Origin of the sequence: Caulobacter sp. Root1472, assembly GCF_001426985.1 — a bacterium.
In the GTDB taxonomy this organism is placed as follows: Bacteria; Pseudomonadota; Alphaproteobacteria; order Caulobacterales; family Caulobacteraceae; genus Caulobacter; species Caulobacter rhizosphaerae.
Window position 1 is genome coordinate 115,120 of record NZ_LMFX01000023.1, and the last position, 25,324, is coordinate 140,443.

The following is a 25,324-nucleotide window of genomic DNA, read 5'->3' on the forward strand; positions in this document are numbered from 1 at the left end:
TCAGACCGCCAGCTTCCGGGCCTTGATCCGCACCCGGACCACACGGTGGTTGGACGACATGTAGAGGTGGCCGTCCGCGGCCAGTTCGCAGTTGGAGATCACGTCGTCGGCCCGGATGATCCCGATCCGCTTGCCGGCTGGGGTGAAGATCGAGATCCCGTCCTTGCTGGAGGCCCACAGGTTGCCGGCCCGGTCGACCTTCAGGCCGTCGCCGCCGTCGATGCCGCTGGCGGCGCGGTCGACGAACTGCCGGCGGGCGGTCGGCGCGCCCTTGGCGTCCAGGTCCCAGGCCACCCAGCCGGACTTGCGGTCGGTGGCGTACAGCGTCCGGCCGTCGGGCGACAGGCCGATGCCGTTGGGCTCGACGGTCCTGTCGATGATCGTCAGGCTGTTGTCGGCTCCCAGGCGATAGACGCCGGCATAGTCGGTCTGGCGGTAGGGCGAGCGCCAGTCGCCCTTCAGGCCCCAGGGCGGATCGGTGAAGTAGATCGCCCCGTCGCGGGCCAGGACCAGGTCGTTGGGGCTGTTGAGGCGCTTGCCCTCGAAGCTGGCGGCCAGCACCGTTTTCTTCTTGGTCTTCAGGTCGATGCGCGAGACGCAGCGATTGCCGCTGTCGCCGACCACCAGCCCGCCGCGCGCCAGGATCAGGCCGTTCGAGCCGGCCTCGCGCAGGCTGTTGGTCTCCGGACCGGCATAGCCGGAGGGCGACAGCCAGACCGCTCCGCCCGCCGACGGCGACCAGCGCAGGATCTTGTTGGCCGGAACGTCCGAGACCAGCAGGAAGCCGTCCTTGCCGCCGACCCAGACCGGCCCCTCGCTCCAGGTGAAGCCGTCCAGCACCTGCTCGACCGGCGCGTCGGCGTCGACCAAGGCGTCCAGGGCCGGGTCCAGGCGCTCGACCTTGCCCACCACGGGGTAGACCTGGGTCTTGGCTAGCACGGGCGCGGCGGCGAGGGTCAGGATCGAGGCCGCCACGCCGCGGCGGGTCATCGGCAAGGCTTGGCTCACGGGGCGGGGCTCCTGTCGTCGGGTTGGGCGGTCGGCGAATCGTCAGCCTTGATCTTGTGCCCCGCGTTGAGCCGACGCGCCACCAGGGCGCCGGCGATGAACAGGGCGCCGACCGCCAGGAACGAGGCGGCGCGGACCACGCCGTCCAGGGTGGCCATGTCGAACAGCAGCACCTTGGCGGCGGTGGCCAGCAGCACGACCAGACCCAACCAGCGCAAGGCCGCATCCTTGCGGGCCGAGGCGCGGAACAGCACGATCAGGCCGAACACCGTCCAGACCGCCGAGAAGGTCCAGGTTTCCAGTCCGCCGCGATCCAGGCCCTGGCGCATATCGGCGCCATGGAACGCGAAGCGGATCAGCAAGGTGACCAGGGCGAACAACGCGCCGACCGAGGCGCACAGCGCGGCGCGATCAAGGGCGCCGTGCCCTCGTCGCAGGCTCAGCGCCGCCCCGGCCCCGCCGGCGTAGAGGGCCAGGACCAGCGCCACGTGGGCCGAGGCCATCGGCGTTTCGGATGGTCCCCACCACGGGCTGGCCAGCCAGCCGAACACCAGCAGAGCCACGGCCAGGGCCGTCCAGCCGGCGGCGGGCGCGGCGGCGTGCAGCCAGGCGGCCCGCGAGGCGCGCAGGCGATCCAGGCGGAAGGCCCGGGCGGTCAGCAGGGCGATCACCGCATAGGCGCAGGCCTCGGCCCGGCCGATGGCGGCGATATCCATGGCCGCGCCGTGGAAGGCGTGACGGACGACGGTCACCGCCCACAACAGGGCGAAGACCGCCGCGGCGGCGAACCAGCCGCGGCTCCAGCGGTCCGCCGGATCGGGCCGGAAGTGGGCGGTCGCCGCCAACAGCAGGGCCGGCGCCAGGAAGGTCAGCAACAGGTCGTTGAGCAGCGGCAGGCCGGCGGCCATCCGGCCTTCGCCCCACCAGGGATGCAGGAAGAGGCCGCCGGCCAGCAGGCCGTAGGACGCCCCCAGGGTGACGACGACGATCAGCCGCCAGCGAGCGATCGGACCATCGTCGGTGCGGCCGCGCCGGGCCAGCAGCAGGCCGGCGCTCAGCACCAGGGCCGTGCGCAGCGAGGCTTCCAGCAGGGGCTCGGCGCCGGCGGACGGCGGGGTCCAGCGGGCCAGCACCGCATGCAGGATCAGGAACAGGCCCGCCAGCAGGGTCAGCAGGGCGGCGGTCGACAGGGCCTCGGCCTCCGTTCGGTGGTCGCGTCGCGCCGCGCCGACGGTCCGCCCGGCGGCGGCCAGGGCGATGACGGCCACGGCGGTGACCAGGGCCAGGCGCGGTAGGGACAGGGCGCCGCTCGCCGCGTCCAGCACGAAGCTTGGGCGCAGCATCGTGGCCAGGGTGACGACAGCTCCGGCCACGGCCGTGGCGGCCAGGCCACGCCAGGGTCGGCGGTTGGCGACCGCCGCCAGGGCCAGGGCGGCCAGGGCCATGGCCGCGGGTTCGGCATGATGCGGCGTCAGGCCATGGACGGTCAGGAACAGCAGCTCTGCGGCGGCGGCGATCCACAGGCCCAGGCCGACGTCCTGCTTCGGGTCCTCGACCCGGCGGGCCAGCAGGACCGCGCCGGCGGCCAGCAAGGCGGCGGCCAGGCCGCTGGCCAGAGCCGCGGCATGATCGTCGAAGCGTCCGGGCAGGCCATCGAGCAGCGGCCAGGCGAGATTGGCCAGCGCCATGGCTCCGATGCCGGCGATGGCCAGCAGCGTCGTGCGCACCTGGACCGCTGCCGAACGGCTTAGCGCCGCGGCCAGGCCGGCGCCGGCGATCACGACGGTCAGGCCGAACACCTCGGCGAAGATCGGCCAGGCCCCGTTCGGCGTGGTCGGGTGCGAGACCCCCAGCCGATGGGCCGACAGAAGGCCCAGGATCGCCGAGGCGGCCGGGGCGGCGAAGGCCCAGGCCGGCGCGCGGCCGAACGCCGCCAGGGTCGCGGCGGCCAAGATCAGCAGGGCCGCCAGGATCGGCGCGGCGTCGGCGTCGCCCAGCCGCCAGAGGCCCAGCGCTCCCAGGCTGACGGCGAGAAGGGCGATCAGCGGCAGGCGCTGGAAGAGGTCAGTTCCGGCGGCCGCGGGCCTCGGGTCGGGCCGGAGCGTGGCCAGCGCCGGGCCGGCCAGGGCGACGGCCAGCAGCAGGGCCAGATCGGCCTCGCGTCCTCGCGCCAGCGCCGCCAGGCTCCAGAACGCCAGGCCAGCCAGGGTGGCCAGGCCGGTCGGTCCCCAGCGGCGCAGAGCGGCGACGGTGGGCCCGGTCGCCCCCAGCAGCATCAGGTAGCCTTGCAAGGCCAGCGGCGGCCAGGCGCCCTGGCGGGTGATGGCCGGGGCCAGGAAGGCGCCCAGCAGGGCCAGCAGGGCCAGGGCCTCGCCGTGCAACAGGGCCAGGGCCAGCAGGCCGCCAGACACCGCCGTGATCAGCACCGCCGCCAGCGGGAGCGGGATCAGTTGGTAAAGCACGTGGGCGGCCCAGACCGCGCCATAGAGCGTGACCGCGCCCGCTCCGGCCGCGGTGGCGGCGGCCAGGGCGTGGCGTCCGCCCGGGGCCCTGGTCTGGCGGCGGATCCACTCGCTGGCGGCGATCATCAGAAAGCCCATGACGACGGCGGCCGCGATGCGGAACGGCGGGGTGAACACCCCCCGCTGGGCGGCGTAGACCACCAGCAGCAGGCCGCCCAGAGCCAATCCTCCGCCGCCCAGCCAGGCCAGGCCGTTCTCGGCCAGCCAGGTCGAGGCCTGGGCCCAGGTGACGCTTGGCCGCAGTTGGGAGGCCAGTGGGGGCGGCTGGCGGCGGGCGGGCGCGAGCGGCGCGTCGGGCCCCGTGGCCATTGTCGGGATGGTCATCGGCCGCGCCGCGTCGGCGGAGTCCTGGGCCGTCAACGTCGGTTCGGACGGCTTCGGCGACGCGGCCGCCGGCGCGGCCTGGACCTGCGGCGCGGCCTGGTCGGAGCGGCGCGGAGCGACCGTCGGCGGGGCGCTCGACAGGATGCGGACCTTGGCCTCCAGCTTGTCCAGCCGTCGATTCAGGTACAGCGCCCAGACGCCCAGGGCGACGATGATCAGCCAGGTCACGGATACGCCCCTACCCAGGCCCCCCGGCCTGTCAGCCGCGAGTTGTGCCCCAACACCCTGACGCCCGTCCAGCGCCGCGGCGACAAGGCCCAGGTCAAACAAGACGGATTGGGACCGGGCGAACGGGCCTTCGTGAACTTCATGTAACGGAGTTCTCGCGTCCGTGATCCGATGTGATCGCCCCATGATTGCGCGGCGCCGCGGCATGCATACTTGAAGCGTGGCCGCTGATTCATGGAGCGATCATCGCTTCCCAGGCGGCCACATGGGGCTACCTAAATGTCTAACCTCTTGGCGTTGGGACCGCTGGTCGGTTCGGCGCTTTTCGTCGTGCTCGCGGCGGTGTTCGTGGCCGCGTCGGGCATGGTCCGCTACATCGGCAACAACCGCGTGGCGGTGGTCGAGAAGCTGTGGAGCCGACGCGGCTCGATCGCCGGCGGCCTGATCGCGCTGAAGGAGGAGGCGGGCTTCCAGCCCGACGTCCTGCGCGGCGGCCTGCACTTCTTCTTTCCGTTCCAGTACCGCCTGCACGTCCAGTCCCTGGTGACCATTCCCCAGGGCCGGATCGGCTATGTCTTCGCCCGTGACGGCGCGCCGCTGGAGGCCGACCAGACCCTGGCCACCCACCCGGCCGGCGTCGATTTCCAGGACGCGCGCAAGTTCCTCGAGGCCCGCGGCCAGAAGGGCCCGCAGCGCAAGATCCTGCGCGAGGGCGCCTACGCTATCAACCTGGCCCAGTTCGTGGTGGTGACCAAGGACCGCACCTTCGCGCTGAGCCTGGAGCGCAGCGAGGCCGACCTGCTGGAGCAGATGGCCGAGATCATCGAGGAACGCGGCGGCTTCGAGCCGGTCGTGATCAAGGACGCCGACGACCAGATCGGGGTGATCACCGTCCATGACGGCCCCGGCCTGCCGTCGGGCGAGCTGATCGCGCCGCTGGTCGGCGTCGATCCCGAGGACACGACGACCTATCACAACAGCTTCCAGGAGGCCGGCAAGTTCCTGGCCGCCGGCGGTCGCAAGGGTCGCCAGCTGCAGGTGCTGGTCGAGGGCACCTATTACATCAACCGCCTGTTCGCGACCGTCGAACGGATCGACAAGACCGTGGTCGAGGTCGGCCAGGTGGGCGTGGTGGTGTCCTATACCGGCGCGCTGGGCGCCGACACCTCGGGCGAGGGCTATCGCCACGGGGAACTGGTCGCCAACGGCGAGCGCGGCGTGTGGCGCGACCCGCTGCTGCCGGGCAAGTACGCCTTCAACACCTATGCCGGGCGCGTGACCATGGTGCCGACCACCAACTTCATCCTGAAGTGGGAGACGATGGCCGTGGGCTCGCACAAGTTCGACGAGAACCTGGCCGAGGTGTCGCTGATCACCCGCGACGCGTTCGAGCCGACCCTGCCGGTCTCGGTCGTGGTGCACATCGACTACCGCAAGGCGCCGCTGGTCATCCAAAGGTTCGGCGACATCAAGAAGCTGGTCGAGCAGACCCTGGACCCGATGGTCAGCGCCTATTTCAAGAACATCGGCCAGACCCGCACCCTGATCGAGCTGCTGCAGGACCGCAGCGCCATCCAGAGCCAGTCGAGCGAGGAGATGAAGGCCAAGTTCGGCCTCTATAACCTCGAGCTCCAGGAGGTGCTGATCGGCACGCCGCGCCCGGCGGCCAGCGGCGACGACCAGATCGAGAAGATCCTGACCCAGCTTCGCCAGCGGCAGATCGCCGACGAGCAGATCGGCACCTATGAGCGGCAGAAGTTCGCCGCCCAGAAGGAGCGCGAGCTGCGCGAGGCCGAGGCCCTGGCCAAGCAGCAGACGGCGATCACCGAAAGCCAGCTGTCGATCCAGGTGCAGCAGAACGCCGGCAAGGCCAGCCTGGCCCGCTCGGAACAGGAGGCCCAGCAGCGCCGGACCCTGGCCAAGGCCGACGCCGACGCCACCCGCCTGCTGGGCGAGGGCGAGGCCGGCAAGGTCGTGGCCCTGGCCCGGGCCGAGGCCGAGCGGGTCAGCAAGGTGGGCCTGGCCACCGCCGAGGCCATCGCCAGCCAGGTCGAGGCCTCGGGCGGCGCCCGCTACCAGCTGGCCCGCCAGGTGGCCGAGCGCTTCGCCGAGGCCCTGGAGACCAGCGGCGTCGACGTGGTGCCCAAGGTCTCGATCACCGGGGCCGGCGGCGAGGGCGGGGCCAATGGCGGGGTCATGCAGGCCCTGCTGACCCTGCTGATGTCCGAGAAGCTGGGCCTGGCCGTCGACGCCAGCGACCAGCGGGCAGCGGAGGAGGTCGAGTAGGCGCTTCAGCCCGAAAGGGTTGAACCCGCCGTCGTCATCCCGGACAGCCTCACGAGGCGTCCGGGATGACGATCCTTTTGGGGCGTCCGCCCGTTTCGCCATGCTTGTCTCGGCCGGGCGATGTGCGTAGGCAGGCCGCGTCACCGCCAGTTCCCGAGGCTTTCCCATGACCGTCGTCGTCCTGCAGACCGCCCGCGCCCGCGTCGAACTGCTGCCCGCCCTGGGCGGTTCGGTGGGCCGGTTCACCTGGGACGGCCGCGACCTGCTGCGGCCGGCGCCGGCCGGAACCACCGAGGTGCTCGACACCGGCAACTTCGCCCTGGTCCCGTTCTGCAACCGCATCCGCGACGGGCGCTTCGGCTTCGGCGGCCGCGACGTCGCCCTGTCGCCGAACCTGGGCGACCATCCGCACGCCCTGCACGGCCAGGCCTGGCGCGGAGCCTGGAGCGTGGTCTCAGCGGACGAGACGCAGGCGGTTCTCGCCTTCGACCATCCGCCCGGCGAATGGCCCTGGGCCTGGCGCGCCGAGCAGCGCTTCATCCTGGGCGAGGCGGGCCTGCGCCAGGACCTGTCGGTGACCAATACCGGCGACCAGCCGATGCCTGTCGGCCTGGGCTTCCACCCCTATTTCCCGGCCCGCGCGGGCGAGCGGCTGCAGGCGGGCGTGACCGGCGTCTGGCTGACCGACGAGGACTGCCTGCCCACCCGCCATGTCGAGGGCGTCTGGCGCTCGGACTGGGCGGCCGGCGCCCCGACCGCGGTCGGCGAATTGATCGACAACTGCTACACGGGCTGGACCGGCGTCGCGACCCTGTCGGCGCCGGGCGGGGCGAGCACCACCCTGACGGCGTCGCCCGAGTGCCGCTGGCTGCACGTCTATTCGCCGCCGGGGGCCGACTTCGTCTGCGCCGAACCGGTGGCCAACCGCCCGGACCCGTTCACCGGCGACGACAGCGGGATCAAGGTCCTGGCGCCGGGCGAGACGGCGTCGGTGTGGATGAACGTCGCGTCGAGCTAGGGCCTACTCTTTTGGTCGTCATCCCGGGCCTCGTGCCCGGGACCCCTGGTTCAGCCGACGGTGAAGCGCCGTGGCGCGCCGGCGCGCCACCCTTCCGCACCTGCGGCGGACAGAGGGGTTCCGGGCACAAGGCCCGGAATGACGGTTGAGAGGGAAGATGAAGGCCGAGCCTCAATCCACCATCGCCTCCAGCGCCGCCCGATCTCGCAGCAGCACCTTGCGGGTGGTCGGCAGAGCGATCAGGCCGTCGTGCTGGAACTGGGTGAAGGTGCGCGACACGGTCTCGATGGTCAGGCCCAGATAGTCGGCCATGTCCTGGCGGGTCATGGGCACGTCGAGCAGGGCGTCCGCGCCTGTCCGCTCGGCCAGGTCCAGCAGCAGGGCCGCGACCCGCTCGCAGGCGGTGCGGCGGCCCAGCATCAGCACGTGGTCCTGGCAGCGGCGCAGGTTGTCGGTGGTCAGCGCCAGCAGCCGGCGGGCGACGTCGGCATGCTCGTGGGCCAGGGCCTCCAGGGCCGAGCGCGGCATCACCCGCACCTGGGCGGGACCCAGGGTCTGGGCGGCCACCCGGTGGGTCTCGCCGCCCTCCAGGCCGAACACGTCGCCGGCGAAGTGGAAGGCCTCGATCTGGCGGCGTCCGTCGCGCAGAATCCTGCAGGTGCGCAGGCTTCCGGAGGTCAGCTGATAGACCCGGTCGGCCCGCTGGCCCTCGTCGAAGATCGTCTCGCCCGGGCCGTAGCTCTGGCGCAGGCCGTCCAGCGCGATCGTCGCGGGCGGACGCGTAACGATGGGGGCGGCGGTCTGGATCACGGACAGCATGAGGGTTTCCCGATCTCTTTGGCCCGCCCAATCTCCGTCGCGGGAGCCTGGCGGTACAGTCGGGTCCTATGCCTAAGGGGGACTACCTAGGCTGGCTTGAACGCCGCGATCGCCGCGGGCTCACCCCCGGCGAATCGACAGGGTCATGCGCACCAGCGCGGCCAAGTTGTCGGCGTGCATCTTGGCCATCAGCTTGGCGCGATAGATCTCGACCGTGCGGGGGCTGATGCCCAGTTCGCGGGCGATCACCTTGTTGGGCTGGCCGTCGACGACGCCGTCCAGCACCTGGCGCTCGCGCTCCGACAAGGTCTCCAGCCGCTGGCGGACCAGCGCCGCCTCGTCCGAGGCGGCGGTCGGGGCGCCGTTCTGGGCGAGGGGCGGCGGCCCGGCCTCCAGGGCCCGGTTGAGGGCGTCGAGGATCCGGCTTTCGCCGAACGGCTTTTCGATGAAGTCGGCCACCCCGGCCCGCATGGCCTCGACCGCCAGGGGGATGTCGCCATGGCCGGTGATCATGATGATCGGCACGCGGCAGCCGCGGGCGCCCAGCTCGCGCACCAGCTCCAGGCCGGTCATGTCGGGCATGCGCATGTCGGTGATTACGCAGCCGGCGCCGTCCAGGGGCAAGGCGTCCAGCAGGGCCAGGGCCGAGGCGTGGCTGACCACCTCGAAGTCGGCGGCCTCCAGCAGGAAGGCCAGGGACTCGCGGGCGCTCTCGTCGTCGTCGACCACGTGGACCACGGCTTCACTCATCGATCACGTCCCTGGCCTGTTGTGCTCGTCCTCATCTCTACGCGGCGGCAGGACGAAGTGGAACACCGTGCCGCCCTTCGGATTCGGATCGGCCCAGATGCGCCCGCCGTGCGCCTCGATGATCGAGCGCGAGATCGACAAGCCCACCCCCATGCCCTCGGCCTTGGTGGTCATGAACGGCTGGAACAGGCGCTCGCGGAAATCGTCGCTGATCCCCGAGCCGGTGTCGGTGACGCTGACCTGAACCGAGCCGTTTTCGAGCCGCTGGCTGGCGATCGTCAGCTCACGTCTCGGCGAGTCGGCCATGGCGTCGACGGCGTTGCGGATCAGGTTGACCAGCACCTGCTGGATCTGCACCCGGTCGGCGTAGACGGCGTCGGCGGCCGGATCGAGCTGCAGGCGGGTGGTCACCAGGTGCTCGCGTGCGCCGATCAGCGCCAGGGCGGCGGCGTCCTCGACCACCTTGGACAGGCTTTCGGGCGCACGCTCGCTGGCCCCGCGCCGCACGAACTCGCGCATGCGGTGGATCACGTCGCCGGCCCGCAGCGCCTGGGCCGAGGCCTTGTCGACCGCGTCGCGCACCTTGGCCTGGTCCTCGGGCCGGCCGCGGTCGATCAGCCGGCGTGAGCCGGTGAGCAGGTTAGCGATCGCCGACAGCGGCTGGTTCAGCTCGTGGGCCAGGGTCGAGGCCATCTCGCCCATCGCGGTCAGGCGCGAGACGTGGACCAGTTCGGTCTGCAGGTCGCGCAGTCGGGCCTCGGTCTGCTGGCGTTCCGTCAGGTCACGGATGAAGCCGGTGTAGAACGGCTGCTGGCCCCGGGTCTCGCCGACCGCCAGCTCCATCGGGAAGGTGCTTCCGTCCTTGCGCTGGCCCACCACCACGCGGCCGATGCCAATGATCCGCTTTTCGCGGGTCTGGGCGTAGCGCGCCAGGAAGCCGTCGTGAGCGCTGCGCTCGGGCTCGGGCATCAACAGGCTGACATTGCGGCCGATCGCCTCGGCCGAGGTCCAGCCGAACAGCCGTTCGGCGGCCGGGCTGAACGAGGTCATCACCCCGGCCGGATCGATGACGATCACCGCGTCGGGGGCCGAATCGAGGATCGACTGCAGGTGATGGGTCATGGCCGCGGCGCGCGAGCGGGCGGCGTGGAACCAGCCGCCGCCGACCGACATGCCCGAGCCGATCATCACGAACACCAGGCTGGACAGGGCGGTGGCCTGGTCGGGCCGTCCCTGCACCTTCAGCATCCAGACCGAGGCCGCCGCCAGGACCGTGGCGAACAGGCCCGGCGCCAGGCCGCCGACCGCGGCGCTGATCAGCACGGACGGCACGAACAGCAGAAAGGCCGACGGGGCCGTGAAGCCGGGCGGCAGGGCCAGCTGGATCAGGCAGCAGGCCAGCACCGTGGCCATGGCCGCCAGATACGCCCGGGGCCGCAGGTCGCTGTGCAGCGTCCCGGCCGAAACCGTGGTCATCACGTGATAGCGGCCTCCGCTGCGCAAGGTCGACTACCCTATAGCGCGGGGCGGAGCGATTGGCAGTTCCCGATCGCACAAGGCGCGCGGCGCGGGCCGGTGGCTGACCAGCACCAGGCCCTGGCCGGTGCGCTTCAGGCGGGCGTCCAGGCGCGCGACCACCAGGGCCTCGGTGGCGGCGTCCAGGCCCTCGGTGGGCTCGTCCAGCAGCAGCCAGGGCGCGTCGCGCAGCAGGGCCCGGGCCAGGGACAGCCGCCGCCGCTCGCCGCCCGACAGCCGTTCGCCGTTCTCGCCGATCCAGGTGTCCAGGCCCTGGGGCAGGGCGCGGACCCGGGCCTCCAGCGCGGCGTCGGCCAGGGCGTCCCACACGGCTTCCTCGGCGTGCGGGCCGGCCAGGGCGAGGTTGGCGCGCACCGTGCCGGCGATCATCGCCGCGTCCTGCGGGGCGTGGGCGAAGGCGGCGCGGGGGGTGGTCGGATCTAGGGCTTCCATGGCGTGGCCGTTCAGCGCGAGCGCCACCCCCACACTCCGCTCCTCCCGGCGAAAGCCGGGACCCAAGCCGAGGGGGTGGTTTCGCTCGGCATCTACAGGGCCGATACCGCTTGGGTCCCGGCTTTCGCCGGGATGAGTGGAGTTTAAAGAGCGCAGGCCGAGCAGTCGCTCCAGCACCGTCGTCTTGCCACAACCCGACGGGCCGGTCAGGACCAGACGCGCGCCCGGTTCGAGGATGAGATCGCCGACGTTCAGGCTTGGACAATCCAATAAGGCCTGGGCGCCCGCCGCCGTCGGCTCATGCCCCAGCACCGCGTCCAACCGTTCGGCCGCCGCGTCGGCGCCCGACGCCTGCTCGAACGCCTTGCCTAGTCCCGCCAGGCCCTCCAGCGCCATGGCGGTCGCCAGCCCGGCCATGGCCGCCAGGGGCGTGGCGGCCTCGTGGGCCAAGGCCAGGACCCCGGCGACGGCCAGGCCCAGGATCGCGCCCTGCAGCCCCATCACCCAGCCGCCGGCGGCCACGGCCTGGCGCTTCAGGGCGTCCAGCCGCGCGCCCTTGGCGGCGATCTCGGCGGCCGCGCGGTCCTGGACGCCGTAGACCCGCAGTTCGGGCGCGGCGGCGGCGTAGGCGGCCAGGGCGTCCTTCAGGTCGCCGGCGGCCTGTTGGATCGCCGGGCCGGTGCGGGCGGTCAGGCGGCGGGTCAGGACGCGGACGCCCAGCACGGTCGCGGCGACAGCCAAGGCGACGACCACGGCGCTCGCCCAGCCGGTGGGAGCGGCCATGGCCAGGCCTGCGGCGACGGCGGCCCCGGCGCCCCAGGGGGCGGAGAGGCGGATCAGCCGGGTCTCGACCGCGTCGACATCCTGCACCAGCCGGGCCGAGGCCTCGCCGCGCGACAGGGCCAGGGCCTGGGCCGGCGGGGCGGCGGCCAGGGACGCGTAGAGCGTCGGGCGGATGGCGGCCAGGGCCTTGAGGGCCGCGGCGTGGCCCGACAGGCGCTCCAGATAGCGGAAGGCGGTGCGAAGGATGGCCAGCAGGCGGATGCCGGCGCTGGGCAGCAGCACGTTGAAGGCCTGGGCCGCCGCCAGTCCGGCGACGCCGGCGATCGCCGCCCCGGTCAGGAACCACCCCGACAGGCCCAGCAGCAGCACCGATCCCGCCCCGACGATGGCGGCCGACAGCGCGGCCAGGCGCAGGCCGTCGGCGTGGCGCCGACGCTGCTGGCGGATCAGGTCGGCGAGGGGACCGCCGGCGAGCCGCTTCACAGCCGCACCACGCGATCCGCCAGCGCGGCGACGGCCTCGGAATGGGTGGCGATCAGGGTCGTGCGGCCGCGCGCCGCCTGGCGCAGGATCGGCAGCAGGGCCTGTTCCGAGGTCGCGTCGAGGTCGGCGGTCGGCTCGTCCAGCAGCAGGATCGGGGCGGGTTTGAGCAGCGCCCGGGCCAGGCCCAGCCGCCGCCGCTCGCCGCCGGACAGGCCCGCGCCGCGCTCGTCCAGCCGTGTGTCGAGGCCGTTCCGGTCGTCCAGCACGGCGTCAAGGCCGACGGCGCGAGCGGCTCGCACCAGGTCTTCGCGGGCGGCGCCCGGATGAGCCAGGGCCAGATTGTCGGCCAGGGTTCCGGGCAGCACCACCGGCGACTGTCCGGCCCAGGCGACCGACGCGGCGATCGAGCCCAGGTGCGACAGGCGCTGGTCGCCGATCGACACCTCGCCGCCGCTCAGGGGCGCCAGGCCCAGCAGCAGGTTCAGCAGGGTGGTCTTGCCGCTGCCGCTGGGGCCCAGCAGGGCGACGACCTCGCCGGGCGCGACATCGAGGTCGAAGCCGTCGAACACCGAAGCCTCGCCGGCCGCGTAGGTCACGGTCACGGCCTGGAAGCGGAGGGCGGGCGGGGCGTCGAACGAGGTGGTTGGGGGAGCGGGCGGCGGAAGCGGCAGGGCGGCCAGGGTCAGGGCGGCGGCCTCGGCGGCCTGGCGGTCGTGATAGGCGGCGGCCAGTCGGCGCAGCGGGGCGTAGACCTCCGGGGCCAGGGCCAGGGCGAAGAAGGCGCGCTTCAGGTCCAGCTGCTCGGGAACCGGGAAGGGCAGCAGCCGTAGCAGGTTGAAGCCGCAATAGACCGCCACCAGGGCCACCGACAGGGCGGCGAAGAACTCCAGCGCGCCGGACGACAGGAAGGCGACCCTCAGCACACGGATCGTCCGCCGCGCCAGGTCGTCGGCGGCGACCGACAGGTCGCGGGTCACCGCGCCCTCGGCCTGGAAGGCCAGGACCAACGGCAGGGCGCGGACCCGGTCGAGGAACAGGCCGGACAGCCGCTCCAGGGCCAGGAACTGCCGCCGCGATTCTTCGGCCGCCGCGCCGCCGGCCAGGGCCATGACCAGGCCGAACGGGACCAGGGTCGCCAGCAGGATCCCCGCCGCCACGGGGCTAGCGACGGCGATGGCGGCGATGACCAGCAGCGGCGCGACGGCGGCGGCCATTCGCGCCGGCGCGAATCGCGAGACGTGGCCGTCCAGGGCCTCGACCCCCTCGACCACGGCCGAAAGGGCCTCGCCGCCGGTGACGCGACCGCCCAGCACCGAGGCGACGGCGTCCTGGCGCGCCCGGGCCTTGACCCCGGCGGCGGCCAGGGCTCCGGCCTCGGCGGCGCGCTTGGCCAGCCCGCCCCGCGCGGCGGCCGCCAGGGCGAGCAGGGCCAGCCAGGGCGCGGCGGCGGCCAGGCCCCGCGGCAGGGCGTCGATCGCCAGGGCCAGGCCGGCGGCGAAGGCGACCGCGGCGGGCGCGTCGGCCAGCAGCCACAGCGGCGCGGTCCGCACGGCGCGGCCGCCGGCCGGGCCCATCGCCTGCAGCCAGGGTCGCGCGACGGCGTCGAGCTGGGCGGTGAAACTGGCGGTCATCGGCCGTTGTTAGGGGCGGGGGACGGGCGCGTCCTTGATCAGGATCAAAGCGCCCTGGCCTTGATGCGTCTAGGGGTAGAAGGTCCTTGGCGCGATCGCCAACGACCACCGGAGCGCTGCATGGACCCCGCCGTCGTCGACCTCTCCCGTCTGCAGTTCGCCCTGACGGCGCTGTACCACTTCCTGTTCGTGCCCCTGACGCTGGGCCTGTCCTTCATGCTGGTGATCATGGAGAGCGTCTATGTGATGACGAAGCGGCCGATCTGGCGCACCACGACGCGGTTCTGGGGCACGCTGTTCGGCATCAACTTCGTGCTCGGCGTGGCCACCGGCCTGACGATGGAATTCCAGTTCGGCATGAACTGGTCCTACTACTCGCACTATGTCGGCGACATCTTCGGCGCGCCGCTGGCCATCGAGGGGCTGATGGCCTTCTTCCTCGAGGCCACCTTCGTGGGCCTGATGTTCTTCGGCTGGGATAAGCTGCGGCCGGTCACCCACCTGCTGGTCACCTTCCTGGTCGCCCTGGGCACCAACCTGTCGGCCCTGTGGATCCTGGTCGCCAACGGCTGGATGCAGAACCCGGTCGGCGCGGCCTTCAACCCCGACACCCTGCGCATGGAGGTGACCGACTTCCGGGCGGTGCTGTTCAACCCGGTGGCCCAGGCCAAGTTCGTGCACACGGTCAGCGCCGGCTACACCATCGCCGCGGTCTTCGTGCTGGGGGTCAGCGCCTTCTATCTGCTGAAGGGCCGCTATGTCAGCGTCGCCAAGCGCTCGCTGACCGTGGCCGCCGCCTTCGGCCTGGCCTCGTCCCTGTCGGTGGTCGTGCTGGGCGACGAGAGCGGCTACGCCCTGACCGACAACCAGAAAATGAAGCTCGCCGCCCTGGAGGCCATGTGGGAGACCGAACCCGCCCCGGCCGGCCTGACCGCCTTCGGCATCCCGGACCTGAAGGCCCGCAAGACCCACGACGAGATCAAGATCCCCTATGTCCTGGGCCTGATCGCCACCCGCAGCCTGGACCGGCCGGTCGCCGGCATCTTCGAGCTGGTGGCCCAGGCCGAGACCCGGATCGAGAGCGGGGTGGTGGCCTATGACGCCCTGGAGACCTTGAAGGCCGATCCGAAGAACCTGGCGGCGCGCGGCGTCTTCGAGATGCACCGCCGCGACCTCGGCTACGCCCTGCTGCTCAAACGCCACGTCGCCGACCCGCGAACCGCCGACAAGGCGCTGATCCAGAAGACCGCCTGGGACACGGTGCCGAACGTGCCGGTGATGTTCTGGTCGTTCCGGATCATGGCCGGTATCGGCTTCCTGATGATCGCGATGTTCGCCACCGCCTTCGTGCTGGTCACCCTGCGGCGGCACAATACGCGCTGGTTCCTGATGCTGGCCGTGGCGGCCATTCCGCTGCCGTGGATCTCGACCGAGCTGGGCTGGGTGCTGGCCGAGGTCGGGCGCCAGCCCTGGGCGGTGGAGGGCGTGCTGCCCACCTTCCTGGCCCCGTCGTCGCTGAGCGTGGGCCAGATCCTGACCAGCATCGTGGTGTTCACCCTGCTGTACGGCGCCCTGGCGGTGGTCGAGGTCGGGCTGATCCTGCGGACCATCAAGAAGGGCCCCTTCGCCGAGCAGGAGGCCTTCCCGTCCGGCGCGCCCGGACGTCCCGGGGCCGCCCCCGCCGGCGAAGCCGTCGCTTAAAGGAGATCGGATCATGGACCTTCCCCTCGACTATCCGACCCTGCGCATCATCTGGTGGGGCCTGCTGGGCGTGCTGCTGATCGGCTTCGCCGTGACCGACGGCTACGACATGGGCGTGGGCGCGCTGCTGCCCTTCGTCGCCCGCACCGACGAGGAACGCCGCATGGTGATCAACACCGTCGGCGCCACCTGGGAAGGCAACCAGGTGTGGTTCATCACCGGCGGGGCCTCGATCTTCGCGGCCTGGCCGCTGGTCTATGGCGTCAGCTTCTCGGGCTTCTACCTGGCCATCTTCGCGGTGCTGGTGGCCATGATCCTGCGGCCGGTCGGCTTCAAGTATCGGTCCAAGCGGCCGGATCCTCGCTGGCGGGCGTTCTGGGACTGGGCGCTGTTCACGGGAAGTTTCGTGCCCGTGCTGGTGTTCGGCGTGGCCGTGGGCAACGTGCTGCAGGGCGCGCCGTTCAAGCTGGATGGCGACCTGCGCGCCTCCTATCACGGCGCCTTCTTCGGCCTGTTCACCCCCTTCACCCTGGTCTGCGGCTTGCTGTCGGTGGCCATGCTGGTGCTGCATGGCGCGGCCTGGCTGGGGATCAAGGCCGAGCAGGGCGTGGTCGGGGACCGGGCCCGCCGGTTCGGCGCGGGCGCCGGGATCGCCAGCCTGGCCCTGTTCGTGGTCGGGGGCCTGCTGGCCACGCGCCTGGGCTTCCGCATCGAGGGGGCGTTCGACCCCGCCGGACCTTCCAATCCGCTGCGCGGGACCGCGGTCGCCAGTCCGGGCGCCTGGTTCGACAATTTCGGCCGCCATCCCTGGATGCTGGTCGCGCCGGTGATGGGCCTCGGCGGCGCGATCCTGGCCCTGCTGGGCCTGTGGCGGCGGTCGGCGGCGCTGGCGTTCGGCGGCTCGTCGGCCTCGGCGGCGGGGATCGTGGCCACGGTGGGCCTGTCGATGTTCCCGTTCATCTTGCCCAGCACCATCGATCCGCGCTCGAGCCTGACGGTGTGGAACGCCTCATCCAGCCACCTGACCCTGTTCATCATGCTGATCGTCGTGGCGGTGCTGATGCCGGTCGTGCTGCTCTACACCGCCTGGGTGTTCAAGGTGCTGTGGGGCCGGACCAGCACGGCGGCGCTCAAGACCGACCCGGCTCTGTACTGAGGAGTTTCAAGCCATGTGGTACTTCACCTGGGTGCTGGGCCTGGGCCTGGCCGTCGCCTTCGGCGTACTGAACGGCGTCTGGTACGAGTTCAACCTGACCGACGAGGGCGATGTCGGGGCGTCGGAGCCGTGATCCTCCCCCACGGGAGGAGGACCAGCGCGCGCGACAATTCGACGCCGTCGCGCAAGCGCTGCATTAACCGTTATTAAACGGCGCTCGGGCTCTTGTGACAGACGACGCGAAGCCGGTTTTCGGCCTTCGCCGCGAAGACCTTCGACCCTCGGGACCCGACCATGACCGACCACGCCGAACCCGCCCTGGAGCTGATCTCGTTCTGCATCGGCGAGCAGGAGTTCTGCATCGACGTCAAGACGGTCCGCGAGATCCGCGGCTGGACCCCGGCCACCCCGATCCCGCACGCCCCGGCCTTCCTGAAGGGCGTGATCAACCTGCGCGGCGCGATCATGCCGGTCATCGACCTGCGCAATCGCCTGGGTCTGGGCGTCACCGTCCCGGAGACCCGCCACGTCATCGTCGTGGTCGAATGCCAGGACCGCCTGGCCGGCATCCTGGTCGACGCGGTCAGCGAGACCTTCACCGTGTCGCGCGACCACCTGCAGCCGACCCCGGACCTGGGGACCGACGAACTGCGCTTCATCCAGGCGATCATCTCGCTGGACAGCCGCCTGATCACCTATCTGCGCATGGACGACGTCTTCCCGGCCCAGGTCAGCCAGGCGGCGTAAGGCGTCGCCCCATCGCGCAACGAAAAAGGGCGGGCCGTGAGGTCCGCCCTTTTTGATTCAGCGCCCCGGACTGGGGACAGGCGCATGCGCCTGTCCCCAACCGATGCAACCTACTTCCCCCGCACGATCTTCGCGGCCGCGGCGTGGAAGGCGGCTTCGGTCTCGGCGGCGGCGGCCACGGCGCTGTGGCGATCGGCGGCGACCGGCATGGCCGCGCGGCCGGTGGTCGGGGCGGCGTAGCTCTGGGCCACCTTGCGGGCGTCCTGGGCGCGCAGGGCGGCGTTGTTCGAGACGGTCTCGTGCCAGTGGGCCAGCTGCGCCGCCGTCAGGGCGCCGTCGGCCGGCATGTCGCCGTGATGGACCACCTCGCCGAAGCCGATGGCCACGAAGCCGTGGATGACGCCGTAGTCCTCTTCCGACAGCAGGAAGGTGATCTGCCGTTCCTCGACCTGGCCGGTATAGACGTCCTGCTCCGGATCGAACTCGCGCAGCACCAGCACGTCGCCCACCGCGAACTCGCGGTCGTTGCGGCGGATCTCGAAGCGCTTCTTGCCCGAGCGGACGGCGGCGAAATACTGGGGCCAGGTCTTCAGTTCGTGACGGGTCATGGGCGGGTTCTTCAGGGACGGGGCGGCGCTCTTAGCCGAGCCCGGACTCTATAGCAATCACGCAGGCCGCGCGTCGCGGGATCGAACCGGCGACCGGCGGGTTTGTGTGGACATGATCCGATCCTTCCTCATCGGGCTGGTCGCGGGCGCCCGCGCGGTCACCCCCTTCGCCGCCGTCAGCGAGGCCGCCCGCAAGGGCCAGCTGCCGCGCGACACCGGCGCGCCGTCCTGGCTGGGCGATCCGCTGGTGGCGACCGGCTCGACGATCCTGGCGGGCGGCGAGCTATGGGGCGACAAGCTGCGTTCGGCGCCGGACCGTATCGTGCTGGCCGGCATCCTCGCGCGCCTCGTCAGCGGCGGCCTGGCCGGCGCGGCCCTGGCTCCCCGTCGGCGGGCGCTGGAGGGCGCGGCCCTGGGCGCGGCGGCGGCCGTCGTGTCCGCCTACGTCACCTTCGGCTTGCGAAAGCGGGCCATGCGCCGGTTCGGCCAGACGCCGACCGGTCTCGTCGAAGACGCGATCACGGTCGGCGCGGCCCGCTGGGTGGTGTCCTCGGCCCGCGGCTGAGCCGTTTCAGCTCAGGCAGGTCCGGGCGATCTCGGCGCGCAGCTCGGGCAGGCCGTAGCCCTTCTCCGACGAGGTCGCCAGGACCTTGGGGAAGGCGGCCGGACGCTTGGCGATCGCCTTCAGCGTCTTGTCGACCGTGACGTCCAGCTCGGATTGCTTGATCTTGTCGGCCTTGGTCAGGACGATCTGGTAGGAGACCGCCGCGATGTCCAGGGCGTCCAGGGCCTCGGCGTCCACCGACTTGAGGCCATGGCGGGCGTCGATCAGCAGATAGACCCGCTTGAGGTTCACCCGGCCGCGCAGATAGGCCCGGCCCAGGTCCTGGAACTTGTCGGCGATGCTCTTGGACACCCGGGCGAAGCCGTAGCCCGGCAGGTCGACCAGGCGCAGCTTCTCGGCCAGCACGAAGAAGTTGACCTCCCGCGTGCGCCCCGGCGAGTTCGAGGCGCGCGCCAGGTGGTTCTGGCCGACCAGCCCGTTGATCAGGCTGGACTTGCCGACGTTGGAGCGACCGGCGAAGGCCACTTCCGGCAGGGTCGGGGCCGGCATGCCGTCCATCTTGACCGCGCCCATCATGAAGGTCGCCGGCTGGGCGAACAGCACGCGGGCGGCCTCGATCTCCTCTTCGCCGTAACCCAGCTCGTCCATACCCAGCTCGCTCATCAGGTGGCCCCGACGGACTTGCCGCTGAAGCGGGCGATCAGCTTGTCGATCGGGTTCTCGACCTTGTAGCGGTGCATGATGATGTACTGCTGGATGATGGTCAGCACGTTGCTCCAGCACCAGTAGATCACCAGGCCCACCGCGAAGTTCGACAGGGTGAAGGTGAAGACGATCGGGAAGAACTGGAAGATCTTCTGCTGGATGGGATCGCCAGCCGGCGGGTTCATCGCCGTGGTCAGCCACATGGTGAAGCCGTACAGCAGCGGCCAGACGCCAAGGTGGGCGACCGAAGCGCCCAGGATCGGCAGGGTGGCCGGATCCCAGTGGATCAGCCCGAACAGGTTGAACAGAGTGGTCGGCTCGGGCGCCGACAGGTCGACGATCCAGCCGAAGAACGGTGCGTGCCGCATCTCGATGGTCACCGTCAGCACCTTGTACAGCGAGTAGAAGATCGGGATCTGGATCAGCATGGGCACGCAGCCCATCATCGGATTGATCTTCTCCTTGGCGTACAGCTGCATCATCTCCTGCTGCTGCTTGGCCGGATCGTCCTTGTGCTTGGCCTTCAGCTTTTCGACGTCGGGGGCGATCTTCTTCATCTTCGCCATCGACTCGTAGCTCTTGTCGGCCAGCGGGAAGAGGATCAGCTTCAGGGTGACGGTCAGCAGCATGATGGCCACGCCGAAGTTACCGACCAGCTTGTAGAAGATCTCCAGGACGTTGAAGATCGGCCGGGTGATGACCTCGAACATCCCCCAGTCGACGGCCTTGTCGAAGCTGGGGATGGCGGCGGCCGGGCGGTTCCAGAACTGCCACCAGACCACGGGCTTGCCGCCGTACTCGTAGCGGGTCAGCAGCGGCACGGTCTTGGCGCCGGCGAACAGGCGGGTGGTGCTGGTGACGGTGGCGCCGGCCGCCAGCGAGCGCGGCGAACCGGTGAAGGCCGATTCATAGACGTCGACGCCGCTGACCGGCTTCACCTGGAAGCGGCCCTTGATCATCTCGGACTGCTGGGGAACTAGGGCCGCCAGCCAGTACTTGTCGGTCATGCCGATCCAGCCGCCCTTGGACTCCAGGTTGTCCTGCAGCGGCTTGTCCTTCTTCCACTTCGGGTACTTGGCTTTGTTCTGCAGGATGTATTTTCCGCTCTCGACGCCGTCGATGCCGCCCAGCACGCCGATGCCGCCCTCGTAGACGATCTGGGTCTTGCCCAGGCCGTGCGGGCCTTCGGTCGGAATGCCCTGGCGCTGGACCGAGGCGTAGGGCGCCAGGGCCACGGCCGCCCCGCCCTGGTTGCGGACGGTGTCGGCGACGGTGAACATGGCGTCGGCGTCGACCGAGATGGTGCGGGTGAACACCAGGCCTTGGCCGTTGTCATAGGTCAGGACGACCGGCGTGGCCGGACGCAGCACCTGGCCGGGCGCGGCGGTCCATACGGTCTGGGGCGTGGGCAGGCCGGTCATGCCGGCGATCCCGGCCCAGCCGAAGTCGGCGAACCAGGCGTGCTCGGCGCCCTCGGGGCGGAACAGCTCGACCGGCGGCGAGTTCTTGTCGGCCGTCTGGGTGTAGCGCTTGAGCCAGAGATCGTCGATCCGCGCCCCCTTCAGGGCGATCGAGCCCGACAGGGCCGGGGTGTCGACGGCGATGCGCGGGCTCTGGGCCTTGGCCTCGTCGCGCGACAGCTTCAGCGGCTGGGGCAGGCCGTCGGCGCCCAGGGTCATCCCTGGCTGGGCCGCGACCTGGGCCTCGGCGACCTTCTTGGCGCGAAGCTCGGCCTCGGCCTTCCTCTGCTGCGGACCCAGCACCAGGAACTGGTAGCCGATCAGGATCGCGAACGCGCAGACGATGAACATCAGCGTGTTTTTGTTGGAGTCGTTCTGCATGGGTTGGACTTAACCAGAAACGGAGGAATCGGACGCGGCGGGGGCGTGCGGAGCGGGCGTCGCGCCCGGGCCCGCGCGATCGAGGTCGGCGGCGAGGCTTATCAGCGCGGTTTTAACATCGTCAAGCAAACGCCCCCAGTCCCGCTGGCCAGTTCCGCCGCGGGCGATGAACACATAGTCGCAAGACGGGCGGCCATGAAGGGGGAGAAGCAGCCTGGCGGCCTCGCGCAGGCGTCTTTTGGCGCGATTTCGCTGGACTGAGCCGCCGATCTTCTTGGTGGCGGTGAATCCGACCCGGATCAGCGGGTCGTCGTCGTGGCGCGGGCGCATCTGCATGAACACCGCCCCGCGCGCTAGGTTGGGCGCCTTGGCGGCTTTCAGGAAGTCGGGGCGCTTCTTCAGGCGCTCGATCTTCACGGCCTTGGCCGGCGGCGCAACCGAGGCGTCGGTCATGAAAAAAGCCGCCCTTTCCGGCGCAGGCGCTGGGCCTGGTTCGAGGAAAGGGCGGCTTTCATCATGGTCTGGATCCCGTCGAAATGGAGACGGGAGAAAGGCTGTTAGGCCGTCAGGCGCTTGCGGCCCTTGGCGCGGCGACGCGCGACGATCTTTTGGCCGTTCTTGGTGGCCATACGCGCGCGGTAGCCGTGACGGCGGGCTCGCACGAGCTTCGACGGCTGGAATGTCCGCTTCACGAGGTGGCTCCGATAATAATGGGACGCGGAAGCCGGAGGGCCGCCGCGAGTGAGGGGCGGTGGATAAGGGAAGGGGCGGGCGCTGTCAACCGGAGTCCGACACGAAGCCGAGTCGGATCAGGGGCTTGGCGGGCCGGGTTTCTGCGAGAGCGGTGCGCAGGTGAAGTCATCCACGATCGGCCAATCCTTGGCCGTATCGAAAGCAGGGCCTGGCATGCCTCCCAACTTACCCAAATGATAGCGCACGTCGCAAAGCTGGCCAGGGCTCGGCAGGGGCTCTTCGGTGGAGAGGCTCAGAGAGAATAGCGACATCGTATCGCCGGCCCGCGGTTCCACGGTCCAGCGATGCCAGAAAACGAATATCCCCGAGCCGACTCTGGAGCGCTCGACGGATTTGATCAGCACGCCTTTCAAGTACAGGGGCGGTTCGTCGGCGTGTGCCATGCTCGCCGTCAGCGCGAGAGCTGCCGCCAGCGTCACTTCGCGGATCATCGCAAGCTCCTTCAAACCTCGTTCGGTTGCACCACCGCCTTGCCGACCACCTGCCGGTTGGCCAGGAGGTCGAACGCCTCGCGCCAATGCTCAAGCTTGAACGTGGCGTGCACATGCGGCGAAATCACGCCCTCGTCGGCCATCCGCCACACCGCCTCGGTGTTCTCGCGTCCCTTCTCCGGAAATCGCCGACCGTATTCCCCGGCCCGCACGCCCATCACCGAGAAGCCCTTGATCAGCGGCAGGTTGACCGAGACGGTCGGGATGCGGCCCGAGGTGAAGCCGATCACCAGCAGCCGGCCGTCGAAGGCGATGCAGCGCACGCTCTCGTCGAACACGTCGCCGCCCACCGGGTCGTAGATCACGTCGGCCCCGCGCCCGCCGGTGATCGCCTTGACCTCGTCCTTGAAGCCGCCGGTCACGTTGACGATGGCGTCCGGGGCGTAGAGGCGCTGGATCTGCGCCAGCTTCTCGTCCGAGGCCGAGGCGGCGATCACCTTCGCGCCCAGGGCCTTGGCCAGGTCGACGGCCGCGAGCCCCACCCCGCCGGCCGCGCCATGCACCAGCACCCATTCGCTGGGCTCCAGCCGCGCCCGGCGCACCAGGGCGACATAGGCGGTGAGGTAGGCCGCGCCATAGGCGGCGGCTTCCGCGAACGACAGCCGAGCGGGCTTGGGTTTGAGGGCCTCGGCGGCCAGCACGGCATATTGCGCGAACCCGCCCAGCCGCGCCCCGCCGACCACGGCCTCGCCGAGGCTCCAGCCCGTGACGCCCTCGCCCAGCGCCGCGACCTCGCCGGCCAGGTCCAGGCCGGGCGTGAAGGGCGGGGGCGGCTTGAACTGGTATTCGCCCCGGGTCATCAGCAGGTCGGGGAAGTTGACGCTGGCGGCCCGCACGCGGACCAGCACCTGGCCGGGACCCGGCTGCGGCGTGGCGACTTCACGGACGGCGCAGCCGGCGAAGTCGGGGGCCAGGGTCTCGACGACAAGGGCGCGCATGGTGGCTGTCATGGATTCCCTCAATCTCCGCTCATCCCGGCGAACGCCGGGACCCAGATCCCTTAGCTGTGTGGCGGATTGGAAGAGCTGGAGCCCTTGGCGTCAGCCGCCAAGCCAGTCCATCTGGGTCTCGGCATTCGCCGGGATGAGCGGATTTAAAAGCTTAGAGCTTCGAACTCTCCAACGCCGCCCGCACCAGCCGCGCGATCTCCCGGCAGGCCGCATCCGCCGCCGGGACCACCCCGGTGAACGCCGTGAACCCATGGGCCAGGCTGTCGTAGCAGCGGTAGGTGGTCGGCACGCCCGCCGCGATCAGGCGCTTGGCGTAGGCCTCGCCCTGGTCGACCAGCGGGTCGAAGCCGGCGGTGACCACCACGGCCGGCGCCAGGCCCGACAGGTCGGCGGTCCGGTCGGGCGACAGGCGCGGATCGGCCGGGTCGGCGTCGGCGCCGATATAGTGGCCCATGAACCAGTCCATGACCGGCCCGCTCAGTGGATAGGCGTCGGCATAGGTCGTCATCGACGGCGTCTCGCTGGCCACGTCGACGGCGGGATAGATCAGCAGCTGCAGGGCCGGCTGGGCCTCGCCCGCGCGCTGCATCTCCTGGGCGATGACGGCGGCGAAGTTGCCGCCCATCGAGTCGCCGCCGATCGCCGCCGTCCCGGGCAGGGCCCCGAAGCGGGCGGCGTTGTCGCGGCCCCAGCGGAAGGCGGCCAGCACGTCGTCCAACCCGGCCGGGAAGCGGTGGTCGGGGGCCAGGCGATAGTCGACCGACAGCACCGCCGTGCGGGCGATGCGGGCCAGGATCCCGCAGAAGGCGTGGCAGGTCTCCAGGTCGCCGATCACCCCGCCGCCGAAGTGGGCGAAGACGATCAGCGGAGCGCCGCCGTCCTGGTCGGCCGGACGGTAGGCGCGCAGCCGGATCGGGCCGTCTTGGCCGTCGATCGACAGGCTCTCGTTGCGCACGCCGGGCTCGGCCGGACCGCTCATGGCGGCCAGGCCCTTGGCGCTGGCGGCGCGGGCCTCGTCCGGCGACAGGGTGGTCATCGACGGCATCTTGGCCGCCGCCGCGGCCAGGAACTGGAAGCGCGGATCCAGGGTCCGTCCGCCGCGATAGACCGTCCCGCCGCCCGACATCGCCCGCAGCACCGGGCTGGGCAGCGACATCAGCGCCTTGAGGATGAACTTCTGGACGGCGGGGTCGGCCATTCGGGCTCTTTCTTCGACTTCTTGGGCCGCCCTCGTCCTTCGACAAGCTCAGGATGAGGGCTATTGCGTTTCAGTAGAGATCCTCATCCTGAGCTTGTCGAAGGACGAGGATCTCGGCTCCGTCTTCACGGACGCGGCAGGGCGGGCAGGCCGCCCAGGATCATCCGGACGGCGAAGTCGGCGGCGCCGTCCACGTCGACCGGCCGGCGTTCCAGCATCTTGTCGCCGACCTCGCGGGCCACGGCGATGCAGGCGGCGGCGAAGTAGTCCAGGTCGACGGCCGGGGCGTTGTCGTGCTCCAGCACCTTGGCGAAGGCCGCATGGACCTCGTCGAACACGGCCTGGATCTCGGGCGTGGCGCGGGCGTGGGGAAAGACCTCGCCGGCCGGCCGGTTGATCCGCCAGCTCTCGTGCTCGGCGGCCAGGAACTCGAAATAGGCGCGGATCGCGCCGCGCAGGAAGCTCTCGAAGTCGACCGCCTTCTCGAACTCGGTCCGCAGGATGGGCCGGAAGCGCCGCGCGCCGTCGTCGGCCAGGGCGTCGAACACTTCCTCCTTGGACTTGTAGTAGTTGTAGAAGGTGCCGGAGGCCAAGCCGGTGCGGCGGATGATGTCGCGGACCGTGGCGGCCTCGTAGCCCAGCTCGCCGAACACCGCCCGCGCCGCATCGAGGATCGCCTGGCGGTTGGCCACCTTGGTGCGCTCGCGCTTGCCGGGGCGGTTGTCCTCCGGCGACGGACGGACCGGGAAATAGGCGATGTTCGACATCGGACGCGACTCGTGGCGAGGC

Annotated in this window: 23 protein-coding genes; 7 read left to right on the top strand and 16 right to left on the bottom strand. The window is 70.9% G+C overall.

Annotation, left to right across the window (positions count from 1 at the left end):
• Both ASD47_RS15535 and ASD47_RS15540 read right to left on the bottom strand, forming a co-directional pair.
• Nucleotides 1-1,008, bottom strand: a complete 1,008-nt coding sequence (locus tag ASD47_RS15535; protein ID WP_056758408.1) for an SMP-30/gluconolactonase/LRE family protein — start codon at nt 1,006-1,008, stop codon at nt 1-3.
• Nucleotides 1,005-4,082, bottom strand: a complete 3,078-nt coding sequence (locus ASD47_RS15540) for a DUF2339 domain-containing protein (protein ID WP_056758411.1) — start codon at nt 4,080-4,082, stop codon at nt 1,005-1,007. The genes ASD47_RS15535 and ASD47_RS15540 overlap by 4 nt, the downstream gene beginning before the upstream one ends.
• Nucleotides 4,083-4,361: 279 nt before the next feature.
• Between ASD47_RS15540 and ASD47_RS15545 the strand changes: the two genes are divergently transcribed.
• The gene (locus tag ASD47_RS15545; RefSeq protein WP_056758413.1) at nt 4,362-6,368 is read left to right on the top strand and encodes an SPFH domain-containing protein; all 2,007 of its coding nucleotides are present in this window, start codon (nt 4,362-4,364) and stop codon (nt 6,366-6,368) included.
• A gap of 166 nt (nt 6,369-6,534) precedes the next feature.
• Nucleotides 6,535-7,386 (top strand): aldose 1-epimerase, encoded by an 852-nt coding sequence (locus tag ASD47_RS15550; RefSeq protein WP_056758416.1) that lies wholly within the window; start codon nt 6,535-6,537, stop codon nt 7,384-7,386.
• A gap of 171 nt (nt 7,387-7,557) precedes the next feature.
• Here ASD47_RS15550 and ASD47_RS15555 read toward each other — a convergent pair whose 3' ends face one another.
• The 5 genes from ASD47_RS15555 to cydD form a co-directional block, all read right to left on the bottom strand.
• Nucleotides 7,558-8,205, bottom strand: a complete 648-nt coding sequence (locus ASD47_RS15555; RefSeq protein ID WP_056758421.1) for a helix-turn-helix domain-containing protein — start codon at nt 8,203-8,205, stop codon at nt 7,558-7,560.
• 120 nt (nt 8,206-8,325) lie between these two features.
• On the bottom strand, nt 8,326-8,955 hold the full coding sequence (gene fixJ / locus ASD47_RS15560; protein WP_056758424.1) for a response regulator FixJ: 630 nt from the start codon (nt 8,953-8,955) through the stop codon (nt 8,326-8,328).
• 3 nt (nt 8,956-8,958) lie between these two features.
• Nucleotides 8,959-10,431 (bottom strand): PAS domain S-box protein, encoded by a 1,473-nt coding sequence (locus tag ASD47_RS15565; RefSeq protein ID WP_235525900.1) that lies wholly within the window; start codon nt 10,429-10,431, stop codon nt 8,959-8,961.
• Nucleotides 10,432-10,464: 33 nt separating this feature from the next.
• Nucleotides 10,465-12,189: an ATP-binding cassette domain-containing protein gene (locus tag ASD47_RS15570; RefSeq protein WP_082564638.1), complete on the bottom strand. Its 1,725-nt coding sequence runs from the start codon at nt 12,187-12,189 to the stop codon at nt 10,465-10,467.
• On the bottom strand, nt 12,186-13,820 hold the full coding sequence (cydD, locus tag ASD47_RS15575; RefSeq protein ID WP_056758430.1) for a thiol reductant ABC exporter subunit CydD: 1,635 nt from the start codon (nt 13,818-13,820) through the stop codon (nt 12,186-12,188). Before cydD ends, ASD47_RS15570 begins: the two co-directional genes overlap by 4 nt.
• Nucleotides 13,821-13,940: 120 nt before the next feature.
• On the opposite strand from cydD, the gene ASD47_RS15580 reads away from it, so the two are divergent.
• From ASD47_RS15580 to ASD47_RS15595, 4 genes are all read left to right on the top strand, one after another.
• Nucleotides 13,941-15,521 (top strand): cytochrome ubiquinol oxidase subunit I, encoded by a 1,581-nt coding sequence (locus ASD47_RS15580; RefSeq protein WP_056758433.1) that lies wholly within the window; start codon nt 13,941-13,943, stop codon nt 15,519-15,521.
• Between the two features lie 13 nt (nt 15,522-15,534).
• Nucleotides 15,535-16,677, top strand: a complete 1,143-nt coding sequence (gene cydB, locus ASD47_RS15585; protein WP_056758436.1) for a cytochrome d ubiquinol oxidase subunit II — start codon at nt 15,535-15,537, stop codon at nt 16,675-16,677.
• A gap of 13 nt (nt 16,678-16,690) precedes the next feature.
• On the top strand, nt 16,691-16,810 hold the full coding sequence (gene cydX / locus ASD47_RS15590; RefSeq protein WP_035071806.1) for a cytochrome bd-I oxidase subunit CydX: 120 nt from the start codon (nt 16,691-16,693) through the stop codon (nt 16,808-16,810).
• 161 nt (nt 16,811-16,971) lie between these two features.
• Nucleotides 16,972-17,424 (top strand): chemotaxis protein CheW, encoded by a 453-nt coding sequence (locus ASD47_RS15595; protein ID WP_029911988.1) that lies wholly within the window; start codon nt 16,972-16,974, stop codon nt 17,422-17,424.
• A gap of 110 nt (nt 17,425-17,534) precedes the next feature.
• Here the strand turns inward: ASD47_RS15595 and ASD47_RS15600 are convergent, their stop codons facing one another.
• Nucleotides 17,535-18,032, bottom strand: coding sequence for an ASCH/PUA domain-containing protein (locus tag ASD47_RS15600; protein ID WP_056758439.1), 498 nt, complete (start codon nt 18,030-18,032; stop codon nt 17,535-17,537).
• Between the two features lie 112 nt (nt 18,033-18,144).
• On the opposite strand from ASD47_RS15600, the gene ASD47_RS15605 reads away from it, so the two are divergent.
• Nucleotides 18,145-18,597, top strand: a complete 453-nt coding sequence (locus ASD47_RS15605; protein WP_056758443.1) for a hypothetical protein — start codon at nt 18,145-18,147, stop codon at nt 18,595-18,597.
• 6 nt (nt 18,598-18,603) lie between these two features.
• Here the strand turns inward: ASD47_RS15605 and yihA are convergent, their stop codons facing one another.
• The 8 genes from yihA to ASD47_RS15645 form a co-directional block, all read right to left on the bottom strand.
• The gene (yihA, locus tag ASD47_RS15610) at nt 18,604-19,260 is read right to left on the bottom strand and encodes a ribosome biogenesis GTP-binding protein YihA/YsxC (RefSeq protein ID WP_162251654.1); all 657 of its coding nucleotides are present in this window, start codon (nt 19,258-19,260) and stop codon (nt 18,604-18,606) included.
• Nucleotides 19,260-21,143 (bottom strand): membrane protein insertase YidC, encoded by a 1,884-nt coding sequence (gene yidC / locus ASD47_RS15615; RefSeq protein ID WP_056758446.1) that lies wholly within the window; start codon nt 21,141-21,143, stop codon nt 19,260-19,262. Before yidC ends, yihA begins: the two co-directional genes overlap by 1 nt.
• 9 nt (nt 21,144-21,152) lie before the next feature.
• A complete protein-coding gene (gene rnpA / locus ASD47_RS15620) occupies nt 21,153-21,596 on the bottom strand; it encodes a ribonuclease P protein component (RefSeq protein WP_056758451.1) in 444 nt (147 codons plus the stop codon).
• A 104-nt stretch (nt 21,597-21,700) separates the two neighbouring features.
• Nucleotides 21,701-21,835: a 50S ribosomal protein L34 gene (rpmH, locus tag ASD47_RS15625; RefSeq protein WP_012284717.1), complete on the bottom strand. Its 135-nt coding sequence runs from the start codon at nt 21,833-21,835 to the stop codon at nt 21,701-21,703.
• A 117-nt stretch (nt 21,836-21,952) separates the two neighbouring features.
• On the bottom strand, nt 21,953-22,327 hold the full coding sequence (locus ASD47_RS15630) for a hypothetical protein (RefSeq protein WP_056758454.1): 375 nt from the start codon (nt 22,325-22,327) through the stop codon (nt 21,953-21,955).
• 11 nt (nt 22,328-22,338) lie between these two features.
• A complete protein-coding gene (locus ASD47_RS15635) occupies nt 22,339-23,337 on the bottom strand; it encodes an NADPH:quinone oxidoreductase family protein (RefSeq protein ID WP_162251655.1) in 999 nt (332 codons plus the stop codon).
• 151 nt (nt 23,338-23,488) lie between these two features.
• Nucleotides 23,489-24,535, bottom strand: coding sequence for an alpha/beta hydrolase (locus ASD47_RS15640; RefSeq protein ID WP_056758456.1), 1,047 nt, complete (start codon nt 24,533-24,535; stop codon nt 23,489-23,491).
• A gap of 125 nt (nt 24,536-24,660) precedes the next feature.
• Nucleotides 24,661-25,302, bottom strand: a complete 642-nt coding sequence (locus tag ASD47_RS15645) for a TetR/AcrR family transcriptional regulator (RefSeq protein ID WP_056758460.1) — start codon at nt 25,300-25,302, stop codon at nt 24,661-24,663.
• Nucleotides 25,303-25,324: the final 22 nt, after the last annotated feature.